The sequence below is a fragment of the Bradyrhizobium sp. 22 genome, assembly GCF_000482425.1.
In the GTDB taxonomy this organism is placed as follows: domain Bacteria; phylum Pseudomonadota; class Alphaproteobacteria; order Rhizobiales; family Xanthobacteraceae; genus Bradyrhizobium; species Bradyrhizobium japonicum_B.
In genome coordinates, this window is sequence record NZ_KI519399.1 from 3992358 (window position 1) to 4007390 (window position 15033).

Genomic DNA, 15033 nt, shown 5'->3' on the forward strand with positions numbered 1-15033 from the left:
CACCGACCAATGTCGGTTGGAACCGGTCCTGGCCTATGACGCAGCGCTACCCCGAAATTGATGGTTCGTCCGGCGCGTCCGCAATGACGCCGGAGCTTCCGCCGTGGCTGGGTCGCCATCCCGGCCAGCATCCATCGGACCTGCGCGCCAAGATGCTGGCGCACATGGCCCGCGCCCGACCGCGTCCGCAGTCTGATCTCGCGCCGCCCGCTCCGGTGCCGTCAGGCCGGATCGCTCGGGAGCTCCTCAGCGATGTCGTCGGCCACGTCATCCTGTTCGGTGTCGCCGCCATGCTCTTCCAATCGCGCGTCCCTCTCTATTTCGGGGCGTTCATCCTCCTGACCGACGGCGGGCGCATTGAAAGCGCGCTGGCAAGCATCGGTATCCGGCTCGAGCCCGAAACGCTCGGCGCAGACATCGTCAAGCGCTCCGCATTCTGGTTCGGATGGTTCGCGTTGCTGGCCGCCTTGAAGGGCTCGGTCCCCGCCTGGCTCGCGCCGTGGATGCCGTCGGCGGAATCCTGGTCTTTCCTCGCCGGCATCGCCCTCTTGCTCGCCGTCGTCGAAGCATTCACGGCGCTCGCATTGCGGCGCGCATTGCCGCAATTGGGATGGGAGATCAGCCCGAACGGCCTGACTGGGACGACGGTCCAGTTCGCCATGGCATTCGGCGCATTGGCCTTGCTGGCGTTGTTCGGATCTTCCTAGGCAGCGCTTTTACCGCCGCGCCCGCAATGACGAGGTTGTGAGAAAGCCTGGAGCAAAACGGGTCCTTATGCCGCGCTTTTTCCGGCGTGACCGCAGCGCGCGTTTACCGGAAATTTACCCCCGCTTTTGAGCGCCGGTATCATTTACTTAGAATTTGACCGCTACCGTGGAATTACGGGAACGATCCCAAACACGGTTGGCGCGCATGTCCGTCACAGAGTTCCTCAGGCAACGAGCAGTGGACGTCGCCGTGAACGGCAGCTACTCGCTGCCGCGCTGGTACGATTGCGAGGGCAAGCTGCGCACCTTCGCCTGCCGCACCAAGCGCGTCTCGCCCTTCCGCATGATCGTGGACGTGCCTGTCGTCGGCAAGGTCGGCGAGCGGCTCACGTCCTACTTCCAGGATTTCGGCGAATTCCAATGCACCATCAGCGCGACGCTGAAAGCCGGCTTCCTGATGGAGCTGGACATGACGCGGGCGCGGCGCGCCTGGATGTCGGAAAAGCTGACCTGGCTGGAAAAGAAGCAAAAGGACGACAGCATCCAGGAGCTGCGGCGTGATGCGCGCTTCGTTCCCCAGGTCTCGCACAGCCTCCTGACGCTCGCCGACGGGAGCACCCATCCCTGCTTCATCATCGACGTCTCCACGGCCGGCGTCGCCATATCCTGCGAGTACGACCCGCCGGTGGGAACCGCGCTGGCCGTCGGCGCCTGCGTGGGGCGGGTCATCCGCAAGTTCGACAACGGCTTCGCGGTCAAATTCGCCGAAAAGCAGGCGCGTGACGACGTGGTCCATCTCATTGCGCGCTCGCCGCTGCAGCAATCGGCTTGAGGCGGACCGGCCGTCTCGCCTCCGCATCGCTGCCCTATCGCGGCCCCATTGCGGGATCAGCTTTCGATGGTCCGTGCCTTACGCCGGACGTCATTTGCGGACTCGCGATCGGGGGACCGGATGGCAGTCAACAAGATCACGGTTGATAGGATCACCGTTGATAAGATCACTTGGGACAGGGTCGGCCGGGTCACCGAGCCCGGACGCTACATGTACACGTTCGGCTGGCTCACCATCACCGCCGGCGATCTGGAGATATGGAAGCTCTACCCGCAGGCCGCGTTCACGTTGCTGGCGCAGCCGGGTGACCCCGACACATCCCCGGGCGGCGAGTTCCATCTCGGTGCTTTCGACGTCGCCCCCGAAGCGCCGCCGCCGTTCACCACCCACTAACGCGGCAAAGCGCCGGCCGCTGCAGGAACGCATGGCATGGGCGTTGCTTTATCATCGTCATGATGCACATCCCCGCCATCGACCAAGTCTTCCTGCTGATACTCATCGTGTTCTGCCTCGGCACGTGCCTCGTGCGCGCCTTCTGGGAACTGGAACAGGCGCGGTCGCACCGGACCGCTTCGTCGCCCCGCAGGGACTCCAACCGCAACTAACGGACCTGCCGGCCGTCCCATCTAGGGACCAGCCTGGTTTCTGCGCTCCGCCACGACAGCCGGAGCAAGCTGCCTGGCGACTCAAAGAAATCCGCACATATCATTGATCCGATTTGCCAACGCGCTCCGATCCCGTCAGACATCGCCGTTGCCATGGCTGACGAACAGGTGTTGGGATGCAATTGATTACGCTTGCTTTCTCCAGCCCGGCAGGCGGCGGCAGATGAACGGCAGCTGTCGCGTGCGTTAAGCGAGCCGACAGCCAGCGCATGACACATGGTCGCATCGCTGAATGTAGATTAGCGGATCAAGGGAACCTATTTTCGGCGCCGATGTACCTGATCGAAGCGTTGCCCACCGTCATCGGAACTGCGGCCATCGCCCCGGCGCTGCTGATGCTGTGGCTTGTCATCGCCGCTGAAGAACGCCCCGGCCCGCCTGCTCAGGTCTGGACCGCGTTCCTGTTGGGTGCGGCCAGCATCTCGTTGCTTGGCCTTGCCCGGGCCCCCTTCGCCAAGATGGTCGCCGCTCCCGACGACCCCTGGGCGGCGTTGGCCATGCATTCGATCTTCGGCGTCGCGCTGCCTGAGGAAGCCGTCAAGGTGATCGCCATCGTTCTGATCTCCTCGACCAAGCGGCGGACTTTTGCCAACCCGATGGACACCGTGGTCTATGGCGCTGCGGTCGGCCTCGGCTTCGCGGCTTACGAGAACCTCGCCTATCTGGTCCAGCACGCCGACATGTGGCGCTCGCTTGCCGCCTTGCGCAGCGTGCTGACCGTGCCGTTCCACGGCGCGCTCGGCATCATCGCGGGCGCCTACCTGACGATCGCACGCGCCGGCACGGCGCTGGGCGCGAACCGCCACCATCGCGACTGGGCCCGCCTGTCCAGCCGCCTCCTGATGCTCGCCGGCCCGCTCGCGCTGCATTCGGCGTTCGACTTTCCGCTGCTGACACTGCAAAGGATGCCCGATCTCGATCCGACGCTGCGGATGTGGCTGGGCGCGGCCAGCCTGCTGGTCGGCTTCGGCTCGATCGCCTTCGCGATCCGCCTGGTCCGGCGCGTCGCCCGCCACCATGCCCCCCGGACCGATATTGCGCGGGAGCGGCTCAGCCAGCTCCGCCGGATGTGGGCGCTGCTGCTCGCTGGCGGCGGCGTCGGCTTTCTCGGCCTCGCCTTCGTGCTGACCTCGATCCATCACTGGCTGATCAATCCCGAGCGCAACCTGACGCTGGCCCTGATCCCGATCGGCTTCGTCTCGATCCTGCTCGGCCTTGCGCTTCTGGTTGTCACGACCGCGATCTACATTCTCGGCCGCAACCGCATCCGTACCAGCGCGGAAGGTTTTTCGTCGGCGTCCGGCAGCGGTTGATCCACCGCATGGCGCGCGCGCCGCGTGCGTACTAGATTGAGTGCTGGCCTTTCGATCTGGAGCCTGCCGATGACATCGCCCGAGGATTATTCACGGCTTCAATCCGCGATGAACCAGACGGTCAAGACGCATTGGAAAGCGTTCCTGTTCGAAGGCATCCTGCTCGCCGTTCTCGGCGTCGCGGCGCTGATCCTGCCGCCGCTCGCAAGCCTTGCGATCGCGATCTTCCTCGGCTGGATGTTCCTGATCAGCGGCATCGGCGGGCTGATCGTGACCTATTGGGCGCGCAACACGCCCGGCTTCTGGTGGTCGCTGATCTCGGCTGCGCTCGCCGTGCTAACCGGCATTCTGCTGCTGGCCCGGCCGGTCCAGGCTGTGCTGACGCTGACCATCGTGCTTGGCGCCTACTTTCTCGCCGAGGGCGTTGCGACAATCATGTACGCGCTGGAGCACCGCCGCGAGCTGAGCAGCCGCTGGTCGTGGCTGCTGATCTCGGGCCTCGTCGACATCGCGATCTCGTTCATGGTGATCACAGGGTTGCCGAGCTCTGCGGAATGGGCCATCGGCATCCTCGTCGGTATCAACCTGCTGTTCGGCGGCGCCAGCCTGATCGGCATGGCGCTGGCGGCGCGCAAGAGCAACACCTGACGCACCTCGTCGCCTGCTGCGCCGATTGGGGGGTGACAACCCTCGAACGGCGCGCTATATGGCCTGCCATGATCACCGTCGCCACCAGCTATTTTTGGTACTTTAGCTACGACAGCTCGCTGGCGGCAGGAGGATCGCGCTCAATCTGAAATATTGCAGCAAACGTCCGAACAAGCCGCCAGACCTGGCGGCTTTTTTATTGGCCGGCAGGTTCGAAACAAACAGGAGCCTGCCGTGCTGAGCACGACCGACGATCTTCGCATCCGCGAACTGAAAGAACTGAGCACCCCGGACGAGGTGATGCGGGAGGTCCCGCGCACGCTCACCGCCACCCGCGTGGTCATGGCCGCGCGCAACGCCATCCATGCCATCCTGAACGGCCAGGACGATCGTCTGCTGGTCGTCGTCGGCCCTTGCTCGGTGCATGATCCCAGGGCCGCGCTCGACTACGCCGAGCGTCTCGCCAAGATGCGCGAGGACCTCGCCGATCAGCTCGAGATCGTGATGCGGGTCTATTTCGAGAAGCCGCGCACCACGGTCGGCTGGAAAGGCCTGATCAACGATCCCGAGCTCGACAGCAGCTTCGACATCAACAAGGGCCTGCGGCTGGCGCGCAACGTGCTGTCGGCCGTGAACAATCTCGGCCTGCCCGCCGGCACGGAATTTCTCGACATGACGACGCCGCAATACATCGCCGACCTCGTGTCCTGGGCCGCGATCGGCGCGCGCACGACCGAGAGCCAGATCCACCGCGAGCTGGCGTCCGGGCTGTCGTGCCCGGTCGGCTTCAAGAACGGCACCGACGGCAATGTGCGGATCGCGGCAGATGCAGTGAAATCGGCATCGCATCCGCATCATTTCATGGCCGTCACCAAGCTCGGCCGCTCGGCGATCGCCTCGACCGCCGGCAACGAGGACTGCCATATCATCCTGCGCGGCGGCAGCCAGCCGAACTACGATGCGGCAAGCGTTGCGGCGGCTTGCAACGAGTTGACCAAATCCGGGGTCGCGCCGCTGGTGATGGTCGATGCGAGCCACGCCAATTCGAGCAAGAAGCCGGAGAACCAGCCGCTGGTGATGGCGGACATCGCCGGCCAAATCGCCGGCGGCGAGACCCGCATCATGGGCGTGATGATCGAGAGCAATCTCGTCGCCGGCCGCCAGGACGTGGTGCCGGGCAAGCCGCTCGTCTACGGCCAGAGCATCACCGACGGCTGCATCGATTGGCCGACCACGGCAACCGTGCTCGAGCAGCTCGCCGATGCGGTCGAGGTCCGCCGCAACACCCGTGGCGCCGGATTGCACGAGCGGTCGGCATAGGACGCGCGCGAGATCGGCGCTTATCACCTCTCCCTGTGTTCAGACCGGGGAGAGGTGGAAGCGATCAGCAGCCGCGGCAGATGCTCTTGATCTTCTTGTCGAGCGCTTGGTTTTCCTTGCTGAGTGGATCGTTCGGGTCGATCACAGTCTTGCTCGGCACGTCCGCGGCGCGCGGCTGGCGATGGCCCACGGGCGCCGGTGGCACCGAACCGGAGCTCGCGCCGCTCGACGTCGGGCCCTTGGCGCCGGTCTGCGCGATCGCCGCGCCGCCGAGCAAGACCACGAGCGATGCCGCCAGCATGATCTTCTTCATGTCCGATCCTCCATTCTCAAGCCGGCGCATCCCACCGCTCAGGTCTCAGGCGGATAGAGATGAACGTCGCCGCAATAGTCGACGATACGATAGCTCGTTTTCGTCTCCGCTTCACGTGCATCGGCTGCGGTATTTTGCTCCGCCAGCACATAGCTGGGCCCCACCGGCGATTTGCCGGCGCCGCCGGGAATGTCGATGACATAGTCCGGCTGACACAGTCCTGACACCCGACCGCGCAACTGCCGCATCAAGTCCTGCCCCTCCGCCAACGTCGTTCGCAGATGCGCCGTACCCGGCGCGAGATCGCCGTGATGCAGATAATAAGGCTTGATCCGGCATTCGACGAAAGCTCGCATCAAATCCGACAAGGCGGCAATGTTGTCATTGACCCCGCGCAAGAGCACGGACTGGCTCACCAGCGGAATGCCGGCATCGACGAGCCGTGTGCAGGCGGCGCGCGCCGTCCCCGTCAATTCGCGCGCATGATTGGCATGCACGGCCACCCACGTGGTCGCGCCCTCGGCCTTGAGCGCCGCAACCATCTCATCGCTGATGCGCCCGGGTTCGGCCACCGGAACGCGGGTATGAAGACGAATGATCTTGACGTGCTCGATCGCCGCGAGGTCGGCCATGATCTCGCTCATCCGCCGCGGCGACAGCATCAGCGGATCGCCGCCGGTCAGGATCACCTCCCAGATCTCGCGATGCGATCGGATGTAGTCGATCGCCGCGCGATAGGCATCGTCCGACAGCGCGCTCTCCTTGCCCGGTCCCACCATCTCGCGGCGGAAGCAGAAGCGGCAATAGACCGCGCAGACGTGAACGAGCTTGAACAAGACGCGATCGGGATAGCGATGCACGATGCCGGGTACTGGCGAGTGTGGATGATCGCCGATCGGATCGGCGTTCTCGCCCGGCTGCATCTCCAGCTCCGCGGCGCTCGGCACGAACTGACGGGCGATGGGATCGTCCGGATCGGCCTTGTCGATCAGCTCGATCAGATCAGGCGTGATCGCGACCGCATAGCGCGCGGCCACGCGCTCGAGCGCGGGCAGCGCTGCCGCCGGTGCGAGGTGCTCGGCCACGAGCTCGGCCGGCTCACGCAAGGTACGTGCAAGATTGGTCTTCGTCATGTCTCACTAGACGTTTCATTTGCTGGCGGTGTCCACACCACCTGGTCAATTCGCGATGCGCCGCTCGCCAGCATCACCAGCCGGTCGAAGCCGAGCGCAACGCCGCTCGCCTCCGGCATTGCCGCAACTGCGGCCAGAAAGTCCTCATCCAGCGGATAGGCTTCGCCGTAGCGGCGCTGCTTCTCCGTCATCGATTCCGTGAAGCGCTTGCGCTGCTCCTCGGCGTCGGTCAGTTCCCCAAATCCGTTGGCGAGCTCGACGCCGCACGCATAGACCTCGAAGCGCTCGGCGACCCTGGGATCGTCCGCCTTGACGCGCGCCAGCGCCGCCTCTGGAGATGGGTATTCGAACAAGATGGTCAAACGCCCCTGCCCCAGATGCGGCTCGACATGCTCGACCAGGATCTTGCTGAAGATGTCGGACCAGGTGTCGTCCTCAGCTATCCGAACCTTTCCGTCGGCCGCCGAGGCGAGCGTGGCACGGTTACCCTCGCTGCCCGAGATTGTCGACAAGAGGTCGATGCCGGCGAACCGCTCGAAGGCGCCCGCGACCGTCAGAAGCTCCGGCTCGGCGAAGGGATCGGCGGTCCGGCCGCGCAAGGAGAAGGTCCCGATCCCGGTCGCCTGCGCGGCCCGGGCGATGACGACCACGGTGTCCGCCATGATGGCGTCATAGGGGGCGCCTGCCCGATACCATTCCAGCATGGTGAATTCGGGCAGATGCAGGTCGCCGCGCTCGCGGTCGCGGAACACCCGGGCGAGCTCGAAGATCCGCGTCTCGCCCGCCGCCAGCAGCTTCTTGCAGGCGAATTCGGGCGATGTCCGCAAGTAACGCCTGGCGCGGCTGCCGTCCGGCCGCATCAGCTCGGTCCGGGGGGCGTGCAGATGGGTCTCATTGCCCGGGGAGACCTGGAGAACGGAGGTTTCGACCTCGACGAAGCCCTGCTCGGCGAAAAAGTCCCGTATTGCGCTGGTAATGGCCCCCCTTGCCCTGAGGAAGGGCCGCCGGTCGAGGTGGCGGTCAGGCGACCAGAACGGTGAGATCGGCTTGTCCCCAGTCATTAACCGACCGCCCCAGGCGCGAGCAAAACGCTGGCATCTAACGGCAAAATCAGTATGTTGCGGCCCGAAACGGGCGCCGAGGTCCGATTTGAGGCCCCAAGTCCCCCATCGATTTGACCACGTCCTGGCCGGTGCCGGGCCAAGCAAGCAGGAAATATCACCTTGAGAGTCATCGCCAGTTCTATTCGCAAGGGCAACGTGATCGAGCAAGACGGCAAGCTTTATGTCGTCGTCAGCGCCGAGAACATCCATCCCGGCAAGGGCACCCCGGTCAGTCAGATCGAAATGCGCCGAATCTCGGACGGGGTAAAGATCTCCGAGCGCTACAAGACCACCGACCAGGTCGAAAAGGCCACCATCGAAGAGCGCAATTACACGTTCCTGTATGAAGATGGCGACGGCTACCACTTCATGAACCCGGAAACCTACGACCAGGTCCAGGTTTCCAAGGACGTGGTCGGCGACGCCGCCGCGTATCTTCAGCCGGACATGACCGTCAAGCTGTCCATGCACGACACCAACCCGGTCTCGATCGCGCTGCCGCAGCGCGTGACGCTGGAAGTGGTCGAGACCGAGCCGGTGACCAAGGGACAGACCGCATCGTCGTCCTACAAGCCCGCGGTGCTCTCCAATGGCGTGCGCACCACCGTGCCGCCACACATCTCGGTCGGCACCCGCATCGTGGTGATGACCGAAGACGGCTCCTATTCCGAGCGCGCCAAGGACTGACGGGGACCAGAGCGGTCGCAACAGATGGCGCCGGGGGGCGGGACAGTGGTTGGGAAAGGTTTCCGCTTCGTCTCGCAACTCCTGGCGTCGCTTTCGCTCTTCACCGCCTCTGCTCTGGCTGCGGATGAATTCCGCAGCCCCTCGCTCACGGCCCTGCGCGTCGACTGGCGCGCAGCGCTCGACCAGTTCCGCGCCGAAATCAACAGCCGCCCCCGGGTCGCGGAGGATTTCGTCTTCGCGCCTCGCCGTTCCGTGCCGCGCTACGATCCGCGCGCGACGCCCGCACTGGTGCAGCTCAACGCGGTCTCCTCGCGCTTCTTCACCGGCATCACCCGCAGCCCGGTGCCCGTGCTGCTGCCGTTCGACGCCGCCGCCTACCTCGAGGGGCAACGCAGCGGCGCGCCGGCGACGCTCGCACTTTCGCGCTACCAGGCCGACTTCAATCCCGTCGACATGTTCGATGCCGGCCCCGCCGGCTACAGCGCGACCTTCTCGCTCGAGCCCGGCGCTGGCGACGGCATGCCGGCCCGCGTGTTCGCACGGCCGGTCGAAGTGCAGATCACGGGCTCGGCGCTCGTCTACGACATCGCCGATCCCTCAGGAGGCAAGGGCGAGCCGGTCAAGCCGCTCGCGACGCTCTATCCGGATTTGCGACGTTTCATCCGCGAAGGTTATGTCCGCTACGCTTTCAACCGTTTCGGCGTCGCCTATGTGGTGTCCATCCAGTGCCTCGACAGCGTCGCCAAGCCGCGGCGGCTCGCCTGCAAGGAGGCCTATCCGGTCGCGGAGCGCTTCCTGAAGGCCTTGCGTGTCGCCGGCGGCCAGCGCATGCGCCCGTTGACGGACATTGCCTCGAAAGTGCTCGATCGTCCGGCGCAGCGTTCGCCGGACTTCAGCTACCGGCCGAGCGGCGACATCATCCCGAACACCGGTTACCGCAAGCAGGGCGGCCATCCCGACGTGATGGCCTATGCCCAGATCCGCTTTCCGCTCGAAAAGGCTCCCGCCTTCGTGCGCTCGCAATCCTACGGCAAGCGCGAGAAGAGCGAGGGACCGACCGCCTATCCCTGGCGCGACAATTTCTGCGAGTCGCGCAGTTTCGAGGTGTGGCAATGCGGCGGAGGCTACGGCCACCAGGGCGAGGACATCCGTGCCGCTGATTGCCCGCCCGCCGGCGAGCGCCGCGAGCCCTGCGATTCCAAGCAGCACGCGGTCGTGGCCGTGCGTGACGCGGTCGTGATCCGCGCAGCCAAGGACCAGGCCGTGACGCTCCAGGTCAACAGCCGGACGGAGCACATCCGCTTCCGCTACATGCACATGAACCCGAACGCGATGAACGCCGACGGCGTGCTCAATGGCCGTAGCGTCACCGAGGGCGAGAAAATCGGCGTGATTTCCAATTATCTCGACCGTCCCGCCGGAACCTCGATGCATCTGCATTTCGACGTGCAGGTGTTCACACGCGACGGCTGGATCTGGGTCAGCCCTTACGTCACCCTGGTCTCGGCCTATGAACGCCTGATCCGCGCCCGCGGCCGCGAGATCGGCCCGGAAATCGCGGTCACGGCGCAGCCGGTCGCACACGCCTTGCCGGACGACGTGCTCAAGCCGGACCTGCGCGAAGGATCGAGCGGCGAGGACAACTGACGGCTTGCAAGAGCTGTTGTCGAACACACCGGCTCCAACGAGCAAAGGACAGGGTTGATGAGTGTCGGACTGATCGGTCTTCTCGACGACATCGCGGGGATCGCGAAGGTGGCGGCGGCCTCGCTCGACGATATCGCGGGCCAGGCGGCCAAAGCGGGCACAAAGGCCGCCGGCGTGGTCATCGACGATGCGGCCGTCACGCCGAATTACGTCATCGGTTTCGCCTCGAAACGCGAGCTGCCGATCGTCGGCAAGATCGCGGTCGGATCGCTGCGCAACAAACTGCTGATCCTGCTGCCGATCGCCCTGCTGCTCGGCTATTTCCTTCCCGCCGCGGTCACGCCGCTGCTCATGCTGGGCGGCGTCTTTCTCTGCTACGAGGGTGCCGAGAAGGTGCTCGAAGCGGTGATGCCGCATCACGCGCACCATCATGAAGCCCAGCTCGAGCCGATCGCGCCGGATGCAAGCTCGGTCGAGGACGAGAAGGTCGCGAGCGCCATCAAGACGGATTTCATCCTGTCGGCGGAGATCATGGCGATCACGCTGGCGGCGATCCCCGTGGGCAGCATCTGGACACAGGCGCTGGTGCTGGCGCTGGTCGGTTTCGCCATCACGGTCGGGGTCTACGGCGTGGTCGCCCTGATCGTGAAGGCGGACGATGCCGGCCTGGCCCTTGCGCGTTACGACAGCGCCTCCTTCATTGGCGGCGCGATCCGCTTGCTCGGGCGCGCGCTCGTCCGTGGCATGCCCGCCTTCCTGGTGGTGCTGAGCACCATCGGCACCGCAGCCATGATCTGGGTCGGCGGCGGCATCATCCTGCACGGCATCGAAAAATACGGCCCGCCCGCGGTCGGCCACACGGTCCATGCCGCGACCGAGGCTGCCGCGCATCTCCTTCCATCGGTTGCCGGTATCGTCGAATGGTCGGTCGAAGCCGCCATCTCGGGCGTGCTTGGGCTGATCATCGGTGCGCTTGCGATTCCGGCCGTCGAATACGGACTCGCACCGGCCTGGAAACGGTTGAGGCGATCGCGGGATCGGGCCTCTTAGCCGCATCCGACCGACGAGCGCGAGCTAATCCAGGAACGTCGTGAGCTGCGCGCCCTCATCCGCAACGAACACTGCGATCAATTCCGCCGGCTCCGTCGCGCTCGCGTTGGCCGACACCAGATGCGTCGAGCCCGGCGGCTCGAAGAACGACTGGCCGACGCCGAACGTCTCGACCGGGCCACCGCCGAGCTGGGAGCGGATCTCGCCCTTGGTGACATGGGCGGTCACCGAGCCGGCGTGACGATGTGGCCGCGAAAAACCGCCGGGACCGTAGGAGACGCGCACGATGGTGACGCGCTTGCCCGGGACGTTGGGCAGCGCGTAGGAGCCGATCGGCTCGACCTTGTCGAGCGACGAGCCATCCGCAGCGCTGGCGCAGAGCGGCGCCAGCGCGCCCGAGACGGTGTCCATCGTCACAGGAAGCGCTTTGCCGATTGCCAGCGCGCAGGCGAGCCCCGCGACGGCGGCGAATGCCGTGGAACGTGACGGTGCCGGGCGCTGCACGGCAGAGAAACTCATGGCTGTCATGATGACCTCCCCGCGCGCCGATCAGGAAGCCGCATGCGCGGCCGCCGGCCGCAACGCCGGCGTCCAACGAAACGCAGCACCAAACCGGTTCCAGACGTTGATCGAGGCCACGGCCGAGGTCAGGTACATCAGCTCGCTCTCGGAGAATTCCCGGGCGGCTTCGGCGTAGACCTCCTCGCTGACGCCGTCGGGCAGCAAGGTCAAGGCCTCGGCCCAGGCCAGCGCGGCCCGCTCGCGCGGCGCAAAGATCGGCGCCTCGCGCCAGACTGCGACCAGATGAAGCTTGTCGACGGGAACGCCGATCCGTTCCGACAGCAGGACGTGGTGCTGCACGCAGAAGGCACAGCCGTTGATCTGCGAGGCGCGCAGCTTGACGAGCTCGACGAGCTGCTTGTCCAGGCCGGCCTTGCCCGCAAGCTGCCCCAGCGCCAGCACCACATCAAATACGTCGGGTGCGATCTTCTTGAAATCCTCGTATTCGCTGCGGGCCTGTGACATTGCGGTTCACCTCGTCTTATTGTAAGTGTCCTTATATCTTATAAGAGCTCTGATATGCTGCGCAAGACCGCCGTCGTCACAAGATCGAAAACTGCCCGCCAGGTGCAAGAAGCTGCCGGCAACGGCACAGTGCGCGTCCCCGCCCCCGGCGAAGGCAAGCGCGGCGAGCAAGGTTATCTCGGCTATCTGCTGCGCCAGGCTCATGCCGCGGTCCGGCTGACGATGGAGCGGGCCCTCGCCGATCTCGGCGTGACCTCGCCGCAATTCGCCGTGCTGACGATGCTGAATGCCTATCCGGGTCTGTCAGGCGCCGACGTTGCCCGCCTCACCTTCCTGACGCCGCAGACCGTCGGCGTTATCATCCGCAATCTCGAACGCGACGGCGCGATCGTGATGACGCCCCATCCCGTTCACGGCCGCATCCAGCAATGGACACTGACGACGCGCGGTACGGCGCTTCTGAAAGCCTGCCGGGAGCGTGTGATCGAATTGGAGAAGCGCCTTGCTCGGAGCCTGGATACGAAGACGGAGACTGCAATCCGGCGCTGGCTCACCAGCATCGCGACCGAGCTGCAAGAGGATTAGACGCTCCGTCCCGCCTCCTGCGACCCGCAAGGGCTCTATCCCCTCTTCAGCGCATCCTTGACCTCGCCGTCGGGCCAGGCTTCGCCTGCGGCGATCACCCGCACGCGGGTTCTGTCGCCAGCATTGACCAGCACATGCGAACTCACCCGGTCGCCGCTCGGCTCCAGGTGCAGATCGGTTTCGGGCTTCCAGCTCAGCGTGGTTGCGAGATCGCCGGGAAAGATCTGCCATTGCGAGCCGTCATCGAGTTCGACGACATGGCTCTCCGCATGCGTGCGTATCTTCATTCCAGCCCGATTTTCCTGATGAACAGAACTTGGCCCCGGCACGCTGGCCGGGGCCCGTTCCGTCAGTCGTTGTCGTGATGGATCACGGTCTTTTCGCGATTTCCGTATTCATCTTCCTTCTTGATCACCGTGGTGCGATCAGAGGGCTCGCGCTCCCTGATCACGGTGGTGCGGTCGCGATCCCGATGCCGCTCGCGGTACTCGTGGGATTGACCGACGGTCACGCCGGCGCCGGACGGACCGACGTGAACGCCGACCTCGTCGGCGAACGCAGGCGCCGCGATCGCGGTGACCATTGCGGCGGCCAACAGATATGTCCTCATATTCTCCTCCTCATCTCGTGCGGAAGAAATGCGGGACTGCGACAGTTTGTTCCGGCGGGAACAGGACCATCGGGCCGGCACCAAAATCATGCAGCGGCTGTTCCAGGAACCGACTCACACGAGCCATGTTTCCGGCTAGAATGCGCCGATGAAACACGCTGATTCCTCGCCCCACCAAACCCGCCGCGCGCTCCTGAAATCCACGCTGGGCGCGGCCGCGCTGCTCGCATTGCCCGGAAGCGGTCACGCTGCGCCTCCGGGCTTCGAAGAATGGCGCGAGAGCTTTCGTGCACGTGCGATGGCGAAGGGCATTTCCGCTGCGACCTGGCAACGCGTGATGGGGCGGGTCGAACCCGACATGAGCGTGTTCAAGCAGATGCGCAACCAGCCCGAATTCCACGAGCAGGTCTGGCAATACATCAATCGCCGCGTCTCCGACTGGCGCATCATCAACGGCAAGATCGCGCTGAAGAACAACGAGTCGTTGTTCGCCCGCATCGAGCGCGATTTCGGCGTCGAACGCGGCACGCTGCTGGCGCTGTGGGGCGTCGAGTCCGCCTATGGCGATCCCTTGGTGCAGCAGAACCACATGAGGCCGGTGTTTCCATCGCTCGCGGCGCTCGCCTGGAATGAGCCGCGCCGCAAGACCTATTGGGAGACAGAGCTCATCAACGCGCTGCGCATCGTCGACAAAGGCTGGAGCACGCCGGAGGAGATGAAGGGCTCCTGGGCCGGCGCGATGGGGCACTCGCAATGGATGCCGGAGGTCTGGCTCAATGTCGGCATCGACTATGACGGCGACGGCAAGGTGTCGCCGTTCGGCAAGCCCGACGACGCGCTGGGCTCGACCGCAAAGTACCTGGTCAATCGCGGCAAATGGCATCGCGGCGAGCATTGGGGCTATGAGGTGCGCGCGCCCGGCAATAGCAGCGGCAGCCGCACCTATGCGGCCTGGCAGGCGGCCGGCGTCACCCGCGCCGACGGCCAGCCCTTCCCGCAGCCGAATGCATCGGCGCAGATGTGGACACCGGTCGCGGGCGGGCCGACGTTCCTGCTGGGGCCGAATTTCTACTCGGTGAAGAGCTACAACCCTTCGATGAACTATGCGTTGGCGATCTGCCATCTCGGCGACCGCTGCCTCGGCGCGCCGCCGTTCATCCAGCCCTTCCCCGGCTCCGAACGCGCACTGACGCTCGCCGAGGTGCAGGAGATGCAGACGCGCCTGACCAAGGCCGGCTTCGACACCGGCGGCACCGACGGCCGCGTCGGCAACGACACCATGAAGGCGGTGAAGGATTTTCAGCAGCGCGCCGGGATCACGCCGGCGGACGGTTATGGCGGGCTGAAGGTGCTGGCGAAGCTGCGGCAGGGGTCGTAAGCACCCGACACAGTGG

18 protein-coding genes are annotated in these 15033 nt (G+C 65.2%); 11 read left to right on the forward strand and 7 right to left on the reverse strand.

Annotated features, from left to right (window positions below):
- The first annotated feature begins 35 nt into the window (after positions 1-35).
- The 6 genes from K410_RS0120390 (at position 36) to K410_RS0120420 (ending at position 5485) form a co-directional block, all read left to right on the forward strand.
- Positions 36-707, forward strand: coding sequence for a hypothetical protein (locus K410_RS0120390; RefSeq protein ID WP_028136586.1), 672 nt, complete (start codon positions 36-38; stop codon positions 705-707).
- A gap of 205 nt (positions 708-912) precedes the next feature.
- Positions 913-1539, forward strand: a complete 627-nt coding sequence (locus tag K410_RS0120395) for a pilus assembly protein PilZ (protein ID WP_028136587.1) — start codon at positions 913-915, stop codon at positions 1537-1539.
- A gap of 120 nt (positions 1540-1659) precedes the next feature.
- Positions 1660-1932 carry a hypothetical protein gene (locus tag K410_RS0120400; RefSeq protein ID WP_196236027.1) on the forward strand — a complete coding sequence of 91 codons (273 nt, stop codon included), beginning with the start codon at positions 1660-1662 and terminating at the stop codon, positions 1930-1932.
- A gap of 544 nt (positions 1933-2476) precedes the next feature.
- A complete protein-coding gene (locus K410_RS0120410; protein WP_028136589.1) occupies positions 2477-3517 on the forward strand; it encodes a PrsW family glutamic-type intramembrane protease in 1041 nt (346 codons plus the stop codon).
- A 69-nt stretch (positions 3518-3586) separates the two neighbouring features.
- Entirely contained in the window at positions 3587-4165 is a 579-nt protein-coding gene (locus K410_RS0120415; protein WP_028136590.1) for an HdeD family acid-resistance protein, read from the forward strand.
- Positions 4166-4399: 234 nt separating this feature from the next.
- On the forward strand, positions 4400-5485 hold the full coding sequence (locus tag K410_RS0120420) for a 3-deoxy-7-phosphoheptulonate synthase (RefSeq protein WP_028136591.1): 1086 nt from the start codon (positions 4400-4402) through the stop codon (positions 5483-5485).
- A 64-nt stretch (positions 5486-5549) separates the two neighbouring features.
- On the opposite strand, the gene K410_RS0120425 is transcribed toward K410_RS0120420, so the two are convergent.
- Genes K410_RS0120425 through epmA form a run of 3 tightly spaced genes read right to left on the reverse strand, consistent with a single transcriptional unit; the run spans position 5550 to position 7992 of the window.
- Entirely contained in the window at positions 5550-5798 is a 249-nt protein-coding gene (locus K410_RS0120425) for a hypothetical protein (protein WP_028136592.1), read from the reverse strand.
- Positions 5799-5836: 38 nt separating this feature from the next.
- The gene (locus tag K410_RS0120430; protein WP_028136593.1) at positions 5837-6931 is read right to left on the reverse strand and encodes a lysine-2,3-aminomutase-like protein; all 1095 of its coding nucleotides are present in this window, start codon (positions 6929-6931) and stop codon (positions 5837-5839) included.
- Entirely contained in the window at positions 6928-7992 is a 1065-nt protein-coding gene (epmA, locus tag K410_RS0120435; RefSeq protein WP_028136594.1) for an EF-P lysine aminoacylase EpmA, read from the reverse strand. Before epmA ends, K410_RS0120430 begins: the two co-directional genes overlap by 4 nt.
- Positions 7993-8154: 162 nt before the next feature.
- Between epmA and efp the strand changes: the two genes are divergently transcribed.
- From efp to K410_RS0120450, 3 genes are read left to right on the forward strand one after another with little or no spacing between them, the layout of a single operon-like run.
- A complete protein-coding gene (gene efp, locus K410_RS0120440; RefSeq protein WP_028136595.1) occupies positions 8155-8721 on the forward strand; it encodes an elongation factor P in 567 nt (188 codons plus the stop codon).
- Positions 8722-8745: 24 nt separating this feature from the next.
- Complete coding sequence (locus K410_RS0120445; RefSeq protein WP_028136596.1) at positions 8746-10368, forward strand: peptidoglycan DD-metalloendopeptidase family protein; 1623 nt, start codon at positions 8746-8748, stop codon at positions 10366-10368.
- Positions 10369-10425: 57 nt separating this feature from the next.
- Complete coding sequence (locus tag K410_RS0120450) at positions 10426-11418, forward strand: DUF808 domain-containing protein (protein ID WP_028136597.1); 993 nt, start codon at positions 10426-10428, stop codon at positions 11416-11418.
- Positions 11419-11442: 24 nt separating this feature from the next.
- Here the strand turns inward: K410_RS0120450 and K410_RS0120455 are convergent, their stop codons facing one another.
- Together K410_RS0120455 and K410_RS0120460 are read right to left on the reverse strand one after the other, a co-directional pair.
- Positions 11443-11946 carry a cupin domain-containing protein gene (locus K410_RS0120455; protein ID WP_028136598.1) on the reverse strand — a complete coding sequence of 168 codons (504 nt, stop codon included), beginning with the start codon at positions 11944-11946 and terminating at the stop codon, positions 11443-11445.
- A 21-nt stretch (positions 11947-11967) separates the two neighbouring features.
- The gene (locus K410_RS0120460; RefSeq protein ID WP_028136599.1) at positions 11968-12444 is read right to left on the reverse strand and encodes a carboxymuconolactone decarboxylase family protein; all 477 of its coding nucleotides are present in this window, start codon (positions 12442-12444) and stop codon (positions 11968-11970) included.
- A gap of 54 nt (positions 12445-12498) precedes the next feature.
- On the opposite strand from K410_RS0120460, the gene K410_RS0120465 reads away from it, so the two are divergent.
- Complete coding sequence (locus K410_RS0120465) at positions 12499-13029, forward strand: MarR family winged helix-turn-helix transcriptional regulator (RefSeq protein WP_028136600.1); 531 nt, start codon at positions 12499-12501, stop codon at positions 13027-13029.
- 35 nt (positions 13030-13064) lie between these two features.
- On the opposite strand, the gene K410_RS0120470 is transcribed toward K410_RS0120465, so the two are convergent.
- Positions 13065-13316 (reverse strand): hypothetical protein, encoded by a 252-nt coding sequence (locus tag K410_RS0120470; RefSeq protein WP_028136601.1) that lies wholly within the window; start codon positions 13314-13316, stop codon positions 13065-13067.
- A gap of 62 nt (positions 13317-13378) precedes the next feature.
- A complete protein-coding gene (locus K410_RS0120475) occupies positions 13379-13639 on the reverse strand; it encodes a hypothetical protein (RefSeq protein ID WP_028136602.1) in 261 nt (86 codons plus the stop codon).
- 148 nt (positions 13640-13787) lie between these two features.
- Between K410_RS0120475 and K410_RS0120480 the strand changes: the two genes are divergently transcribed.
- A complete protein-coding gene (locus K410_RS0120480; RefSeq protein WP_028136603.1) occupies positions 13788-15017 on the forward strand; it encodes a lytic murein transglycosylase in 1230 nt (409 codons plus the stop codon).
- Positions 15018-15033 lie beyond the last annotated feature (16 nt).

Coding starts and splice junctions, on each gene's coding strand:
- K410_RS0120480 (WP_028136603.1), top strand. CDS start 13,788: ATGAAACACGCTGATTCCTCGCCCCACCAAACCCGCCGCGCGCTCCTG.
- K410_RS0120410 (WP_028136589.1), top strand. CDS start 2,477: ATGTACCTGATCGAAGCGTTGCCCACCGTCATCGGAACTGCGGCCATC.
- K410_RS0120470 (WP_028136601.1), bottom strand. CDS start 13,316: ATGAAGATACGCACGCATGCGGAGAGCCATGTCGTCGAACTCGATGAC.
- K410_RS0120460 (WP_028136599.1), bottom strand. CDS start 12,444: ATGTCACAGGCCCGCAGCGAATACGAGGATTTCAAGAAGATCGCACCC.
- K410_RS0120390 (WP_028136586.1), top strand. CDS start 36: ATGACGCAGCGCTACCCCGAAATTGATGGTTCGTCCGGCGCGTCCGCA.
- K410_RS0120400 (WP_196236027.1), top strand. CDS start 1,660: ATGGCAGTCAACAAGATCACGGTTGATAGGATCACCGTTGATAAGATC.
- K410_RS0120465 (WP_028136600.1), top strand. CDS start 12,499: ATGCTGCGCAAGACCGCCGTCGTCACAAGATCGAAAACTGCCCGCCAG.
- K410_RS0120430 (WP_028136593.1), bottom strand. CDS start 6,931: ATGACGAAGACCAATCTTGCACGTACCTTGCGTGAGCCGGCCGAGCTC.
- K410_RS0120415 (WP_028136590.1), top strand. CDS start 3,587: ATGACATCGCCCGAGGATTATTCACGGCTTCAATCCGCGATGAACCAG.
- epmA (WP_028136594.1), bottom strand. CDS start 7,992: ATGACTGGGGACAAGCCGATCTCACCGTTCTGGTCGCCTGACCGCCAC.
- K410_RS0120455 (WP_028136598.1), bottom strand. CDS start 11,946: ATGACAGCCATGAGTTTCTCTGCCGTGCAGCGCCCGGCACCGTCACGT.
- K410_RS0120395 (WP_028136587.1), top strand. CDS start 913: ATGTCCGTCACAGAGTTCCTCAGGCAACGAGCAGTGGACGTCGCCGTG.
- K410_RS0120450 (WP_028136597.1), top strand. CDS start 10,426: ATGAGTGTCGGACTGATCGGTCTTCTCGACGACATCGCGGGGATCGCG.
- K410_RS0120425 (WP_028136592.1), bottom strand. CDS start 5,798: ATGAAGAAGATCATGCTGGCGGCATCGCTCGTGGTCTTGCTCGGCGGC.
- K410_RS0120475 (WP_028136602.1), bottom strand. CDS start 13,639: ATGAGGACATATCTGTTGGCCGCCGCAATGGTCACCGCGATCGCGGCG.
- K410_RS0120445 (WP_028136596.1), top strand. CDS start 8,746: ATGGCGCCGGGGGGCGGGACAGTGGTTGGGAAAGGTTTCCGCTTCGTC.